We start from the raw sequence: 13965 nt of genomic DNA, 5'->3' as shown, positions 1-13965 counted from the left end.
GGGTCGCTCCGGGCGGGAGGGTTCCGGGCCGTGGGCGCTCCGGACAGGGGCGCTCCGGGCCGGGAGGAAGGTGGCGCGGGGACCGCCGCACCCCCATCGCTGGGGGGCGGGACGACGGCGGTCCCCGCGGGGGACACGGGCCCGGGTCAGGGCCGGTCTCCGCGTCCGCGGCGTCTTCAGAGGTCCGGGAGCCGCTCCGGAAGTTCTGTGACGCCGACGAGGAACACTCTGCCGGAGGCGTGTTAAGCGGGTGCTGCGTGGACGTGACGCGCTCGTACCGTTTGCGCGAACGCCCCCGCGCGCACCCGCCGCCCCCGGCGGGGTGCTACTTCGAACCGCCGCCGGCCAGGAAGGCGAGCAGGTCCTGGCGGCTGACGACGCCGGTGGGCTTGCCCTCGACCAGGACGATCGCGGCGTCGGCGCCGCCGAGGACCGACATCAGGTCGGCGACCGGCTCGCCCGAGCCGACCTGCGGCAGCGGCGCGGACATGTGGCCCTCCAGCGGGTCCTCCAGCTGCGCCTTCTGGGTGAAGAGGTGGTCCAGGAGCTCCCGCTCCACGACCGAGCCGATGACCTCGGCGGCCATCACGTCGGGGTGGCCGGCGCCGGGCTTCACGATCGGCATCTGGGAGACGCCGTACTCGCGCAGCACCTCGATGGCCTGGCCGACGGTCTCGTCCGGGTGCATGTGGACGAGGGAGGGCAGGCCGCCCTCGTCCTTGTGGCGCAGGACGTCGGCGACGGTGGCGGTGGCGGTGGACTCCAGGAAGCCGTAGTCGGCCATCCACTCGTCGTTGAAGATCTTCGACATGTAGCCGCGGCCGGAGTCCGGCAGCAGGACGACGACGACGTCGTCGGGGCCCAGCTCGCGGGCGACCTCCAGGGCGGCGACCACGGCCATGCCGCAGGAGCCGCCGACGAGCAGGCCCTCCTCCTTGGCGAGGCGCCGGGTCATCTGGAAGGAGTCCTTGTCGGACACCGCGACGATCCGGTCGGTGACGTTCCGGTCGTAGGCGGTGGGCCAGAAGTCCTCGCCGACGCCCTCGACCAGGTACGGACGGCCGGAGCCGCCGGAGTAGACGGAGCCCTCGGGGTCGGCGCCGATGACCTTGACGGTCCCGCCGCTGGCCTCCTTGAGGTAGTTGCCGGTGCCGGAGATGGTGCCGCCGGTGCCGACGCCCGCCACGAAGTGGGTGATCTTCCCCTCGGTCTGCTCCCACAGCTCGGGACCGGTGGTCTCGTAGTGCGAGCGGGGGTTGTTCGGGTTGGAGTACTGGTCGGGCTTCCAGGCGCCGGGGGTCTCGCGGACGAGCCGGTCCGAGACGTTGTAGTACGAGTCCGGGTGCTCCGGATCGACGGCGGTGGGGCAGACGACGACCTCGGCACCGTAGGCCCGCAGCACGTTGATCTTGTCGAGGGACACCTTGTCCGGGCAGACGAAGATGCACTTGTAGCCCTTCTGCTGGGCCACGATCGCCAGGCCGACGCCGGTGTTGCCGGACGTGGGCTCGACGATGGTGCCGCCGGGCTTCAGCTCGCCGCTCTGCTCGGCCGCCTCGATCATGCGCAGGGCGATGCGGTCCTTGACCGACCCGCCGGGGTTGAAGTACTCGACCTTGGCGAGGACGGTGGCCTGAATGCCTGCCGTCACGTTGTTGAGCTTCACCAGCGGGGTGTTGCCGACGAGGCTGATCATCGAGTCGTGGAATTGCACCGTGTTCTCCGGGGTCTCCGTAATGGTGTGGCCAGCGTATGCGTAGTCGGGACGCCTTTCGGGGCAGTTAGACCCTGAACGGCTTGAAGGACGTGAGGACCTGTACGGCTCGAAGGAGGTGACGCCCCCGATGTCCAGGGCGAGGGTGGCGCGCCGGATCGCGGCGGGAGCGGCGTACGGCGGCGGGAGCATCGGCCTGATCGGCGTGGCCGCGGTGGGGGTCGTGCTGGCGGAGGCGCAGCTCGCGAAGCGGACGGTGGGCACGGGGACGGCCCCGCTGCCGCCGGCCGCGGACGGGCTGTACGGGAGGGCGTTCGGCACGGAGGACCCCCTGCGGCTGGCCCTTCTGGGTGATTCCACGGCGGCCGGCCAGGGTGTGCGCCGGGCGGGTCAGACGCCGGGCGCGCTGCTCGCCTCGGGGCTGGCGGCGGTCGCGGAGCGCCCGGTGGCGCTGCGGAACGTGGCGCTGTCGGGCGCCCGCTCGGACGACCTGGAGCGTCAGGTGTCGCTGCTGCTCGCGCAGCCGCTGGGCCCGCCGGACGTCTGCGTGATCATGATCGGGGCGAACGACGTGACGCACCGGATGCCGGCGACGGAGTCGGTGCGGCTCCTGGCGGCGGCGGTGCGGCGGCTGCGCACGGCCGGGGCGGAGGTGGTCGTCGGCACCTGCCCGGATCTGGGCACCATCGAGCCGGTCTACCAGCCGCTGCGCTGGCTGGCCCGGCGGGCCTCGCGGCAGCTGGCGGCGGCGCAGACGATCGTGGTGGTGGAGCAGGGCGGGCGGACGGTGTCGCTGGGCGACCTGCTCGGCCCGGAGTTCGCGGCGAACCCGCGGGAGATGTTCGGGGTGGACCTCTTCCACCCGTCGGCGGAGGGGTACGCGACGGCGGCGATGGCGGTGCTGCCGACCCTGTGCGCCTCGCTCGGCGTGTGGCCGGAACCGGACCGCCTGGAGCCGGGCCGCAGCGAGGACGTGCTGCCGGTGGCGAAGGCCGCGGCCGAGGCGGTGAAGCAGGCGGGCACCGAGGTGACCGGGGTCCGGGCCCCGTGGGCGCTCCTGAAGCACCGGCGCCGGCGGCGGCTGACGGAGGCGGCGGAGGCGGACGCGGCGGAGCCCCGGGGCCCCGCCGGGGCCGCGGAGGGGGCGCACGGGGGCCGTGGGGAGCCGCTGCCGCAGGATGCGCCGCGCACCTGAGCAAGCGCTTAGAAAAGAGGTCCGCATCACACGCCGATCCCGGTGACCCCGCCCGGTACGTGCGGGTAACTTCCCAAGGAGTCCGACCGCCACCAGCCCCCTGGAGCCGTGATGCCCGAAGCCGTGATCGTCTCGACCGCCCGTTCCCCCATCGGCCGGGCCTTCAAGGGCTCCCTGAAGGACCTGCGCCCCGACGACCTCACGGCCACGATCATCCAGGCCGCGCTCGCCAAGGTCCCCGAGCTGGACCCGCGCGACATCGACGACCTGATGCTGGGCTGCGGCCTCCCGGGCGGCGAGCAGGGCAACAACCTGGGCCGGATCGTCGCGGTGCAGATGGGCATGGACCACCTCCCGGGCTGCACCGTCACCCGCTACTGCTCCTCCTCGCTCCAGACCTCGCGGATGGCGCTGCACGCGATCAAGGCGGGCGAGGGCGACGTCTTCGTCTCGGCCGGCGTCGAGATGGTCTCCTCCTTCGTGAAGGGCAACTCGGACTCCCTGCCGGACACGCACAACCCGTTCTTCGCCGACGCCGAGGCCCGCACCGCCGAGGTCGCCGCCTCCGAGGGCTCCTCCTGGCACGACCCGCGCGAGGACGGCCTCGTCCCCGACGCGTACATCGCCATGGGCCAGACCGCGGAGAACCTCGCCCGCTGGAAGGGCATCAGCCGCCAGGAGATGGACGAGTTCGGCGTCCGCTCGCAGAACCTCGCCGAGCAGGCCATCAAGAACGGCTTCTGGGAGCGCGAGATCACCCCGGTGACCCTCCCGGACGGGACGGTCGTCTCCACCGACGACGGCCCGCGCGCCGGCGTCACCCTGGAGGGCGTCTCCGGCCTGAAGCCGGTCTTCCGCCCCGACGGCCTGGTCACCGCCGGCAACTGCTGCCCGCTGAACGACGGCGCCGCCGCGCTCGTCATCATGTCCGACACCAAGGCGCGCGAGCTGGGCCTGACCCCGCTGGCCCGGATCGTCTCCACCGGCGTCTCCGGCCTCTCCCCCGAGATCATGGGCCTCGGCCCGGTCGAGGCGTCGAAGCAGGCCCTGAAGCGCGCCGGCCTGACCATCGGCGACATCGACCTCGCCGAGATCAACGAGGCCTTCGCCGCCCAGGTCATCCCGTCCTACCAGGACCTCGGCCTGGACCTGGACAAGGTCAACGTCAACGGCGGCGCCATCGCCGTCGGCCACCCCTTCGGCATGACCGGCGCCCGCATCACCGGCACCCTGATCAACAGCCTCCAGTTCCACGACAAGCAGTTCGGCCTGGAGACCATGTGCGTGGGCGGCGGCCAGGGCATGGCGATGGTCATCGAGCGGCTGAGCTGAGCCGCAGCGGAGGGTAGGGGTCGCCCGAGGAACGAGGGCGGCACCTGCCCGCAGCGGAGGCGGGGCCCGGCGCGGCCGAAGGAATCGAGCGGCTGAGCTGAGCCGCAGCGGAGGGTAGGGGTCGCCCGAGGAACGAGGGCGGCACCTGCCCGCAACGGAGGCGGGGCCCGGGGCGGCCGAAGGAATCGAGCGGCCGGGCCGGTACGAGGGCGGTGCCCCGTCCCGTACGGGAACGGGTCCGCTCTCCACTCGCCGAGCGCGTCAACCTCACCGCGTCCCAGCCGTGACCGAATCTCCCCCAGGATGTGACCTATATCCCGGGGGAGTTCGTTTTCCCAGGTCAGAGCGGTTCCAGGACTAAACGCCCGGTCGAAATACCTGTCCAATTCGTGACGTAATGCACTGACAGGGAGCCCCGTCCCACGACAAGCTGATGTAGGAAGTCGGGGGATCGACTCGAACCGGGAGTACGTCAGTGAGCGCCATGTCTCTTGCCCTGCTGCTGACCACGGCCGCTGCCACGGCCGTGGGCGCCGCTGCCCTGCACCACGTGCGGGGTCTCCGCAAGGAGGTCACCGCCCTGCGCACCGAGCTGGCCGCCGGCCACGGCGTGACGGTCCCCGCGGCCCGCGCCACGCCCGCCGCCGAGATACGGGCCGCGGTGGCGGAGGCGCTGGCCGAGGAGCGCGAGCGCGAGCTCGCCGAGGCGCGTGCCTTCTGGGCCGCGCAGGAGGCCCGGGACGCGGCCGACGCGCCCTCCGCCCTCCTCGGCGGCCTGGGCGGCGAGGAGACCGGCGGTCTCTTCGTGCCGCGCCAGACGGACTTCGTGGGCCTGGAGGCGATGGCGCTGGAGGCCATGGAGGCCGAGGCGGCCTCCCTCGACGGCCTCGCGGACCCGGTGGACGACTTCCCGGAGTACCCGGAGGACTCCCCGGAGCTGGCCGCGGCCCGCCGCCGGCACCCCTCGCATCCGGACTTCGTGCCGGTGCAGACGCCGGTCGTGACGGACCACGAGCGCACGGTGGCGCGCCTGGAGGAGCTGGCCGACACGGCCACCGCCCTCACCGACGTGCGTCCGGGCCCGCTCGGCACGCTCGACGTGTACGTCTTCGCCGACGGCACCACGCTCTGCATGACCCCGGGGCACCGCGAGACCGCGGAGCGCCTGGCGGAGGCCCTCCGGGCCGGCCGCACCCCGGTGCTGCTCGGCGGCTCGGGCGTCTCGGGAGCCTTCGCCCTCACCTTCTCGTACGGCGAGACCGACGAGGAGAACGTCTACATCCTCGCGGACCGGGTCATCGCGTCCCTCTGACCGCCCGGCCGCCCGCCGCGCCGGACGCCCGGGCTACAGCCCCGACCGGTCCCGCGCCTCCCGCACCAGCCTCACGGCCTCGTCCAGCTCCCGCTCCCGGGAGTCGGCCGGGGCCGTTCTCAGGATCTCGGCCAGGTCGTTGCCGGCCACCGCGAGCTGGTCGGCGACGGTGAAGACGCCCGCGTCGGGGAGGGTCCGGGGCTCCCGGTCCGGGTCCTCGGCGCGCTGCGCGCGGACCGCCAGCTCCCTGGCCAGGGCCAGGCCCTCGGCGGCCGCGCCGCGCTGGAGGCGGCTCTGCGGGGCCGCCCGGAGCCGGTCCGCGAAGCGCTCCACGGCGGTGGTCAGTTCACTCGTATCCAGCACCCGCCCGACCCTACCGGGGTGGAGACCCCCGTCCCCCACCCCGGTCCGGCCCGTCACTTCGCGTGGCGTCCGAGGAAGTCGCGGACCAGGGCCGCGATCTCCTCGCCGTGGGTCTCCAGGGCGAAGTGCCCGGCGTCGAGCAGGTGGATCTCCGCGTCGGGCAGGTCCCGGGCGAAGGCCTCGGCGCCGGCCGGGCCGAAGATCTCGTCGTTGCGCCCCCAGACGGCGAGCAGCGGCGGCCGGTGGGTGCGGAAGTACTCCTGGAAGGCCGGGTAGCCGTCGAGGTTGAACTGGTAGTCCCAGAAGAGCTGGAGCTGGATCTCCCGGTTGCCGGGCCGGTCGAGGCCGGCCTGGTCCAGGGTCCAGGTCTCGGGGGCGATCCGGTCGAGCCGGTCGGCGGGGACGCCGTGGGTGTACTGCCAGCGGGTGGCCTCGGCGGTGAGCAGCTCCCGCACCTCCGCCTCGTGGGCCGCCCGGTCCCGGGCGTGGGCGAAGAGGACGTCCCAGAAGGGGGTGAAGCCCTCCTGGTAGGCGTTGCCGCTCTGGCTGACGATCGCGGTGACGCGGTCGGGGTTCCGGGAGGCGATCCGCAGGCCGATGGGGGCGCCGTAGTCCTGGACGTAGAGCGCGAAGCGCTCCACGCCCAGCCGGTCGAGGAGGCCCAGGGTGATCTCGGTGAGCCTCTCGAAGCCGTACGCGAAGTCCTCGACGGCCGGGGCGGCGGAGGCGCCGAAGCCGATGTGGTCGGGGGCGATGAGGTGGTAGGAGTCGGCGAGCTCGGCGATGAGGCCGCGGTACATGTGCGAGCTGGACGGGAAGCCGTGCAGCAGGACGAGGGTGGGGTTCGCCGGGTCGCCGGCCTCCCGGTAGAAGACGTCGAGCCCGTCGACGGCGACGGTGTGGGCGCGCAGGGCGAAGCTGGACATGGCTGACTCCCCGTTTCCGGTCTCCCATCGGGAGAACGATCGTTCTCCCGATGCCCTGTAGAGTACGAGAACGATGGTTCTCCACGCAAGGGGTGATCGGACGATGGACGCGGAAACCGCCGGGACGAAAGTGCTCGACACCGCGGAGCGGCTCTTCGGCGAACGCGGGGTGCAGGCCGTCGGCATGGACGCCATCCGCTCCGCGTCCGGCGTCTCGCTCAAGCGGCTGTACCAGGTCTTCCCCTCCAAGGAACTGCTCGTGGAGGCCGTCCTGAGGCGCCGGGACGAGGCCGTCAGGGCCTCCCTCGCCGCCCACGGCGCCCGGGTCGCCGGCGGGCCGTACGAGCGCGTCCTGGCGGTCTACGACTGGCTCGCCGACTGGTTCGCGGAGCCCGGCTTCCGGGGCTGCGCCTTCATCAACGCCTTCGGGGAGCTCGGCGGGGGCACCCCGTCCGTCGCGGCGATCGCCCGCGACCACAAGGAGGCCTTCCGGGCCCACCTCGCCGAGCAGACCGACGCCCTGGGCGCCCCGCCGCTCCTCGCCGACCAGCTGGCCCTGCTCGCCAACGGCGCCATGGTCCTCGCCGGCATCACCGGCTCCCCCGGGCCGGCCGCCCAGGCCCGCGAGGCCGCCCGGGTCCTGCTCGACGCGGCCCGGTAGGCAGCCCCCGGACACGCGGAAGGGCCCGCCCGGCGGCTGCCGGACGGGCCCCTCCCCCGAGTCGGGGGGTGCGTCAGTCGTCGCCCTGCAGGATCGACAGCAGACGCAGCATCTCCAGGTAGATCCACACCAGGGTCATGGTGAGACCGAAGGCGGCCAGCCAGGCCTCCTCGCGCGGGGCACCGTAGGTGATGCCGTCCTCGACCTGCTTGAAGTCGAGGGCGAGGAAGCAGGCGCCCAGGATGATGCCGATGACGCCGAAGAGGATGCCGAGGCCACCGCTGCGGAAGCCGAGGCCGTCGCCGCCGGCGAAGACCGCGAAGAGCAGGTTGACCACCATGAGCAGCATGAAGCCCATGGCCGCGGCCATCACGAAGCCGGTGAACCTGCGGTTCACCCGGATCCAGCCCATCTTGTAGGCGACGAGCACGCCGGCGAAGACCGCCATGGTGCCCAGGACCGCCTGGATGACCACGCCGTCGGCGATGTAGGTCGAGACCGCCGCGGAGATCACGCCGAGGAAGACGCCCTCGAAGGCCGCGTAGCCCAGGATCAGCGCCGGCGACGGCTTGCGCTTGAAGGACTGCACCAGCGACAGCACCAGGGCGACGAGGGCGGCGCCGATGGCGATGCCGTACGACTTCCCGAGGTTCGCCGGGTCGACCGGCAGCAGCAGCCAGGACAGGACGGCGGTGAGCACGACCGTGCCGAGCGTCATGGCCGTACGGCTCACGACGTCGTCGATCGTCATCACGTTGCCGCGCGCCTGCTGCGGGGCGCGCGCCTGGACGTCCTGCGGGGCGTAGGGGTTGGTGGCGTACGGGTTGGTCGCACCCTCGGCGTACGGGTTGCCGGTCGCGTACGGGTTCGCTCCGACGGCGGGGCCCCCGGCCTGCGGCTGCTGCGCGTTGAAGCCCGCGGAGCCGTTGTCGCGGCTGAACCCCCGTCGCGAGAAGACCGGGTTGCTGCTCCTCATCTCACTCCTCCATGGACGGCCGCACTGCGCGGCCTTGCGTCAAGGGTAATGCGTAGGCAAAAGAAACTCTCTAGTGCTCGGGGAGGATCTTTTGCGACAACTTTCGATCTTGACCGGCCATGGCCCCCGGACGGGGACGGCGGGAGGGGCGGGATGGTGCCCGGAACCGGACTTGAACCGGTACGGCCCGAAGGCCAGCGAGGTTTAAGCTCGCCGTGTCTGCTATTCCACCATCCGGGCGTTACCGCGAAGCTCCGCGTCGGCACAGGAGCCTATCGGGGCCCTTCCCTCGTTCAGCGGAACGAGCGACCGATGTTGTCTTATTTTATTGACGTCTGAGGGTGCGTCAGTGCAGGTGGGCGGGGTTTTCTCGAACTGTGACCGGGGTCGCAGGCGCAAAGCGCCACCCCCGGATTGACCAGATCTCGCCGCAGGTGTGTCACGTCCGTCCTCAGGGACGCCGTCATACCAGAGGAGGAGTCCCGGAGGCCGTGGTCCGACCCAAGAGGGCCCCTCGAACGGGCACGTGGACGGACGACCTCGACAAGAACGTTCGAAACGATGGAGTGGTTCCCGGGACACCGGGTTTCCGATCGACGTCGTGACAGGAGTCCCCTCGTGACCACCACCCCCACCGTGCCCCGCACCACCGCGGTGGCCGCCCGCGCCACGGAGCTCTCGAAGGTCTACGGACAGGGCGAGACCCAGGTGATCGCGCTGGACCGGGTCAGCGTGGACTTCCGCCAGGGAGAGTTCACCGCGATCATGGGCCCCTCCGGCTCCGGCAAGTCGACGCTCATGCACTGCGTCGCCGGCCTCGACTCCTTCTCCTCCGGCTCGGTCCGGATCGGCGAGACGGAGCTGTCCACCCTCAAGGACAAGCAGCTCACCCAGCTCCGCCGGGACAAGATCGGCTTCATCTTCCAGGCCTTCAACCTGCTGCCGACCCTGACCGCCCTGGAGAACATCACGCTCCCCATGGACATCGCCGGCCGCAAGCCCGACCAGGCGTGGGTCCAGAAGGTCATCGACATGCTCGGCCTCTCCGGCCGCCTCAAGCACCGCCCCACCGAGCTCTCCGGCGGCCAGCAGCAGCGCGTCGCCGTCGCCCGCGCCCTCGCCTCCCAGCCCGAGATCATCTTCGGCGACGAGCCCACCGGAAACCTGGACTCGCGCTCCGGCGCCGAGGTCCTCGGCTTCCTCCGGAACTCGGTCCGCGAGCTCGGCCAGACCGTCGTCATGGTCACCCACGACCCCGCCGCCGCCTCCTACGCCGACCGCGTGATCTTCCTGGCCGACGGCCGGATCGTCGACGAGATGCTGCGCCCCTCCGCCGACGGCGTGCTCGACCGCATGAAGGCCTTCGACGCCAAGGGCCGTACGAGCTGACGCACGGGCGCCCCCGCGGGCGCCCCGCACGCTCCGGCCCCGCACCCGACTTCCGTCCCGCCTTCCTCCAGGACCTCACCCATGTTCCGTACCGCCCTGCGCAACGTCCTCGCGCACAAGGCGCGGCTGCTGATGACCGTGCTCGCCGTGATGCTCGGCGTCGCCTTCGTCTCCGGCACCCTCGTCTTCACCGACACCCTCTCCCAGGCCTTCCGCAACCAGTCCGCGAAGAGCTACGACGACGTGGCCGTCGCCGTCAGCCTGCGGCCGAGCCCGGAGGAGGCCGCCAAGAACCCCGGCCTCTCCCAGGCCACCGTCGACAGGGTCGCGAAGCTCGACGGCGTCACCGGCGTCCAGCCGCGCGTCGACGGCTTCGCCGGCGTGCCGGACGCGAAGGGCAAGCTGATCGGCAGCGGCTGGTCCAACAAGGGCACCAACTTCGCCCCCGGCCCCGACGGCAAGGACCCCGCCCTCGCGTTCACCACCGGCGCGGGTCCCACCGCCCCCGGCCAGATCGCCCTCGACAAGGAGACCGCCGACAAGGGCGGCTACCGGGTCGGCGAGCCGGTCCGCGTCGCCACCAACGGCCCGGTGAAGGAGTACACCCTCTCCGGCGTCTTCACCACCGAGGACGGCGCCGTCAACGCCGGCGGCAGCCTCGTCGTCTTCGACGCCTCCGTGGCCCAGAAGCTCTACCTGAAGCCCGGCTACTACTCCGACCTGAACGTCTCGGCCGCCGCCGGCGCCGACGACGACAAGCTCCGCGACGAGATCCTGAAGGTCGTCCCGAAGGCCGCCACCGCCCAGACCGGCCAGGCCCTGGCCGACGAGCAGGCCCGCCAGATCGAGTCCGGCCTCGGCGCCCTCAACCAGATGCTGCTCGGCTTCGCCGGCATCGCGCTCTTCGTCGGCGTCTTCCTGATCTCCAACACCTTCACCATGCTGGTCGCCCAGCGCACCAAGGAACTGGCCCTGATGCGCGCGGTCGGCGCCTCGCGCAAGCAGATCACCCGCTCCGTCCTGGCCGAGGCCGGCATCGTCGGCCTGGTCGCCTCCGCCGTCGGCTACGTCCTCGGCATCGGACTCGCCGTGGCCCTGCGCTCCGGCATGGCCGCCTTCGACATGAAGGTCCCGGACGGCGACCTGGTCCTGGGCGCCGCCCCGGTGCTCTCCGCCTTCGGCGTCGGCGTGGTCATCACCATGCTGGCCGCCTGGCTGCCCGGCCGCCGTGCGGCGAAGATCCCGCCGGTCGCCGCGATGAACAGCGTCCACGCCACCCCGAACACCAAGTCGCTCGTCGTGCGGAACGCGATCGGCGCCGCCATCACCGCGATCGGCGCCGTGCTGATCGTGCTCGGCGCGAACCAGGGCGGCGACGACGGCCGCATGGTCATCGCGGGCGGCGCCTTCGCCACCCTCATCGGCATCATCGTCCTGATCCCGTTCCTCTCCCGGCCCGTGATCGCCCTGATCCGCCCCTTCTTCGTGAAGGCCTTCGGGATCTCCGGCAAGCTCGCCGGCCTCAACGCGGTCCGCAACCCGCGCCGCACCGGCGCCACCGCCTCCGCGCTCGCCATCGGCCTCACCCTGGTCACCGGCCTCACCGTGATCGGCGTCAGCGCCGGCCAGGCCCTCGACAAGATGACCGTCGACGGCATCAAGGCCGACTACATGGTCTCCATGGCCAGCGGCGACGGCCTGTCGGCCGAGGCCCTGACCGCCCTGGAGAAGGCTCCCGGCGTCACCGCCGTCTCCCCGCAGCAGGCCGGCGCCTTCGACATCAAGGGGACGTACACCTCCGTCTCCGGCGTCACCCCCGGCGACATCGAGCAGGTCCTCAAGGTCGACGTCGTGAACGGCTCGCTGGCCGGGCTCGCCGACGGGCAGATGGCCGTCGCGGAGAAGACCGCGGAGAAGCGCGGGCTCAAGGTCGGCTCCCGCGTCCCCGTCGAGTACCTCGACAAGAAGAAGGGCGAGCTGACCGTCACCGCCGTCTACAAGGACAGCGAGTTCCTCTCCCCCGTCCTCGTCGACACCGAGCTCCTCGACGCGCACGACCCGCAGAAGTACATCCCGCAGATCTTCGTCTCCACCGAGGGCGGACCCGGCGACGCCCACGAGCAGGCCCTGATCAAGGCCCTCGGCGACAACCCGGCCATCTCCGTCATGGACGAGAAGGACATCCGGGACACCTTCGGCGGCCAGATCAACCTGATGCTGAACATCATGTACGGCCTGCTCGCGATGGCCCTGATCATCGCCGTCCTCGGCGTCGTCAACACCCTCGCGATGTCCGTCTTCGAGCGCCAGCAGGAGATCGGCATGATCCGGGCGATCGGTCTCGACCGGCGCCGCGTGAAGCGGATGGTCCGCCTGGAGGCCGTCGTGATCTCGGTCTTCGGCGCGATCGTCGGCGTCGGCCTCGGCACCTTCCTCGCCTGGGCCATCGGCAAGACCTTCGAGTCCAGCCTGCCGGGGTACGCCCTGGTCGTCCCGTGGGACCGCGTCGGGATCTTCCTCGGCCTGGCCGCCCTGGTCGGCGTCCTGGCCTCGCTCTGGCCGGCCCGCAGCGCCGCCCGGCTGAACATGCTCGCCGCCATCAAGGCCGAGTAGCCCCGGCGGTACGACGGGAGGGCCGGTGCTCCCACGGGGCACCGGCCCTCCCGTCCTGTCCTCTCGTCCCTACTCGGTCCACTCCCGGGTGCGCAGCGGCAGCCCGCTCGTCCCCGAGGCCGGCGTCCGCACCGCAAGGAACTGGTTGACGCCGATCCGGTTGCGCTCGAAGGAGACCGCGGAGGCCGCCATGTAGAGCCGCCAGATCCGGGCCCGGCCCGGGGAGACGAGGCGGGTCGCGCGGTCCCACTCCCCCTCCAGGTTCGCCACCCACCGGCGCAGCGTCAGCGCGTAGTGCTCGCGGATCGCCTCCACGTCGCGGACCTCGAAGCCGGCGTCCTCCAGGGTCGTCAGGGTCCGTCCCATCGGGGCCAGTTCGCCGTCGGGGAAGACGTACGCGTCGATGAAGGGGTCGATCCGGTACGCCTCCTCGTCGGGCTCCGGACGGCGCGAGATCTGGTGGTTCAGGAGCCGTCCGCCGGGCTTCAGGAGGCCGTACAGGAGGCCGGCGTACTCCCGGTACCTCTCCGCCCCCACGTGCTCCGCCATGCCGATGGAGGAGATCGCGTCGAACGGTCCGTCGGGCACGTCGCGGTAGTCCTGGACCCGGATCTCGATCCGGTCGGTGAGCCCCTCCTCCGCGATCCGCTTGCGGGCGAAGGCGGCCTGCTCGCGCGAGAGCGTGATGCCGACGACCCGGGCGCCGTACGCGCGGGCCGCGTGGATCGCCATCGAGCCCCAGCCGCACCCCACGTCGAGGAGCCGGTCGCCCTCCTTCAGGGCCAGTTTGCGGGCGACGAGGTCCAGCTTGGCGCGCTGGGCCTCCTCCAGGGTGCCGGCGGCGCCCTCGGAGTCCCAGTAGGCGCACGAGTAGACCATCGACGGGCCGAGCACCAGCGCGTAGAAGTCGTTGCCCACGTCGTAGTGGTGGCTGATCGCCCGCTTGTCGCTGCGCCTGCTGTGCCGGCCGCCGCCCCGGCCCCTGGCCTCCTCGGCCGGCGGCTTCGGCGGCGGCAGCGGCCCGGCCAGCCGCAGCAGCTCCCCGGCGGCCGCCCGCGCCCGCGGGTCGCGCAGGGCGGTGAGCGGTCCGCCCTTCTCCCCGTCGCGCTCCCAGAGCAGCCCGGAGAGCAGGTCCAGGGCCTCGTAGAGGTCCCCCTCCACGTCGATCTCGCCGGCCACCCAGGCGCGGGCCAGGCCCAGTTCGCCGGGCTTCCAGATCACCCGGCGCAGTGCCCTGCGGTCCCGGATCACCAGCACGGGTCCGTCGCCCGCCGGGCCCGCCTCGCTGCCGTCCCAGGCGCGCAGGCGCAGCGGCAGGGGAGTGCCCAGCAGTTCCTCGGCGAGAGTCGCGAGCCGCCTCGCGGCGTCGGCCATGGTGAAACACCTCCGTGGTCCTTGCCCCAGATTCCTCCGTCACCAGGGGAACACCGTCGGTAGGGCTTTCCCATCCCGCCGCGACGCGGGAAAGGACCGGAAACACGCCG

11 protein-coding genes and 1 tRNA gene are annotated in these 13965 nt (G+C 72.1%); 6 read left to right on the top strand and 6 right to left on the bottom strand.

Features of this window, described 5'->3' with window-relative positions; all coding sequences use genetic code 11:
• Positions 1-325: 325 nt before the first annotated feature.
• Positions 326-1714, bottom strand: coding sequence for a cystathionine beta-synthase (locus tag IE287_RS24105; protein WP_189851257.1), 1389 nt, complete (start codon positions 1712-1714; stop codon positions 326-328).
• A gap of 130 nt (positions 1715-1844) precedes the next feature.
• Here IE287_RS24105 and IE287_RS24100 point away from each other — a divergent pair, with 130 nt between their 5' ends.
• The 3 genes from IE287_RS24100 (at position 1845) to IE287_RS24090 (ending at position 5553) form a co-directional block, all read left to right on the top strand.
• Positions 1845-2909 carry an SGNH/GDSL hydrolase family protein gene (locus IE287_RS24100; protein ID WP_229883681.1) on the top strand — a complete coding sequence of 355 codons (1065 nt, stop codon included), beginning with the start codon at positions 1845-1847 and terminating at the stop codon, positions 2907-2909.
• A 111-nt stretch (positions 2910-3020) separates the two neighbouring features.
• Entirely contained in the window at positions 3021-4241 is a 1221-nt protein-coding gene (locus IE287_RS24095) for an acetyl-CoA C-acetyltransferase (RefSeq protein WP_189851255.1), read from the top strand.
• A gap of 484 nt (positions 4242-4725) precedes the next feature.
• On the top strand, positions 4726-5553 hold the full coding sequence (locus IE287_RS24090; protein WP_189851254.1) for a hypothetical protein: 828 nt from the start codon (positions 4726-4728) through the stop codon (positions 5551-5553).
• Between the two features lie 33 nt (positions 5554-5586).
• Here IE287_RS24090 and IE287_RS24085 read toward each other — a convergent pair whose 3' ends face one another.
• Together IE287_RS24085 and IE287_RS24080 are read right to left on the bottom strand one after the other, a co-directional pair.
• Positions 5587-5916: a hypothetical protein gene (locus tag IE287_RS24085; protein WP_189851253.1), complete on the bottom strand. Its 330-nt coding sequence runs from the start codon at positions 5914-5916 to the stop codon at positions 5587-5589.
• 53 nt (positions 5917-5969) lie between these two features.
• Positions 5970-6842, bottom strand: a complete 873-nt coding sequence (locus IE287_RS24080) for an alpha/beta fold hydrolase (RefSeq protein ID WP_189851252.1) — start codon at positions 6840-6842, stop codon at positions 5970-5972.
• A gap of 103 nt (positions 6843-6945) precedes the next feature.
• Between IE287_RS24080 and IE287_RS24075 the strand changes: the two genes are divergently transcribed.
• Positions 6946-7503 carry a TetR/AcrR family transcriptional regulator gene (locus IE287_RS24075; RefSeq protein ID WP_189851251.1) on the top strand — a complete coding sequence of 186 codons (558 nt, stop codon included), beginning with the start codon at positions 6946-6948 and terminating at the stop codon, positions 7501-7503.
• Positions 7504-7576: 73 nt separating this feature from the next.
• On the opposite strand, the gene IE287_RS24070 is transcribed toward IE287_RS24075, so the two are convergent.
• Together IE287_RS24070 and IE287_RS24065 are read right to left on the bottom strand one after the other, a co-directional pair.
• Positions 7577-8479, bottom strand: coding sequence for a Bax inhibitor-1/YccA family protein (locus IE287_RS24070; protein ID WP_189851250.1), 903 nt, complete (start codon positions 8477-8479; stop codon positions 7577-7579).
• A gap of 154 nt (positions 8480-8633) precedes the next feature.
• A tRNA-Leu gene (locus tag IE287_RS24065) sits at positions 8634-8719 on the bottom strand.
• A gap of 378 nt (positions 8720-9097) precedes the next feature.
• Here IE287_RS24065 and IE287_RS24060 point away from each other — a divergent pair.
• Both IE287_RS24060 and IE287_RS24055 read left to right on the top strand, forming a co-directional pair.
• Complete coding sequence (locus IE287_RS24060; RefSeq protein ID WP_189851249.1) at positions 9098-9868, top strand: ABC transporter ATP-binding protein; 771 nt, start codon at positions 9098-9100, stop codon at positions 9866-9868.
• Positions 9869-9949: 81 nt separating this feature from the next.
• Positions 9950-12481: an ABC transporter permease gene (locus IE287_RS24055; RefSeq protein WP_189851248.1), complete on the top strand. Its 2532-nt coding sequence runs from the start codon at positions 9950-9952 to the stop codon at positions 12479-12481.
• Between the two features lie 69 nt (positions 12482-12550).
• On the opposite strand, the gene IE287_RS24050 is transcribed toward IE287_RS24055, so the two are convergent.
• Positions 12551-13855, bottom strand: coding sequence for an SAM-dependent methyltransferase (locus tag IE287_RS24050; RefSeq protein ID WP_189851247.1), 1305 nt, complete (start codon positions 13853-13855; stop codon positions 12551-12553).
• Positions 13856-13965: the final 110 nt, after the last annotated feature.

This window comes from Streptomyces omiyaensis (assembly GCF_014650895.1).
Lineage (GTDB): Bacteria > Actinomycetota > Actinomycetes > Streptomycetales > Streptomycetaceae > Streptomyces > Streptomyces omiyaensis.
The sequence above is the reverse complement of the archived record's forward strand: the minus strand, read 5'-3'. Positions and strand labels throughout refer to the sequence as shown.

What these genes read in the sequence shown, in the direction of transcription:
- IE287_RS24100 (WP_229883681.1), top strand. Translation starts at nt 1,845, where the DNA reads ATGTCCAGGGCGAGGGTGGCGCGCCGGATCGCGGCGGGAGCGGCGTAC.
- IE287_RS24095 (WP_189851255.1), top strand. Translation starts at nt 3,021, where the DNA reads ATGCCCGAAGCCGTGATCGTCTCGACCGCCCGTTCCCCCATCGGCCGG.
- IE287_RS24090 (WP_189851254.1), top strand. Translation starts at nt 4,726, where the DNA reads ATGTCTCTTGCCCTGCTGCTGACCACGGCCGCTGCCACGGCCGTGGGC.
- IE287_RS24080 (WP_189851252.1), bottom strand. Translation starts at nt 6,842, where the DNA reads ATGTCCAGCTTCGCCCTGCGCGCCCACACCGTCGCCGTCGACGGGCTC.
- IE287_RS24075 (WP_189851251.1), top strand. Translation starts at nt 6,946, where the DNA reads ATGGACGCGGAAACCGCCGGGACGAAAGTGCTCGACACCGCGGAGCGG.
- IE287_RS24070 (WP_189851250.1), bottom strand. Translation starts at nt 8,479, where the DNA reads ATGAGGAGCAGCAACCCGGTCTTCTCGCGACGGGGGTTCAGCCGCGAC.
- IE287_RS24055 (WP_189851248.1), top strand. Translation starts at nt 9,950, where the DNA reads ATGTTCCGTACCGCCCTGCGCAACGTCCTCGCGCACAAGGCGCGGCTG.
- IE287_RS24050 (WP_189851247.1), bottom strand. Translation starts at nt 13,855, where the DNA reads ATGGCCGACGCCGCGAGGCGGCTCGCGACTCTCGCCGAGGAACTGCTG.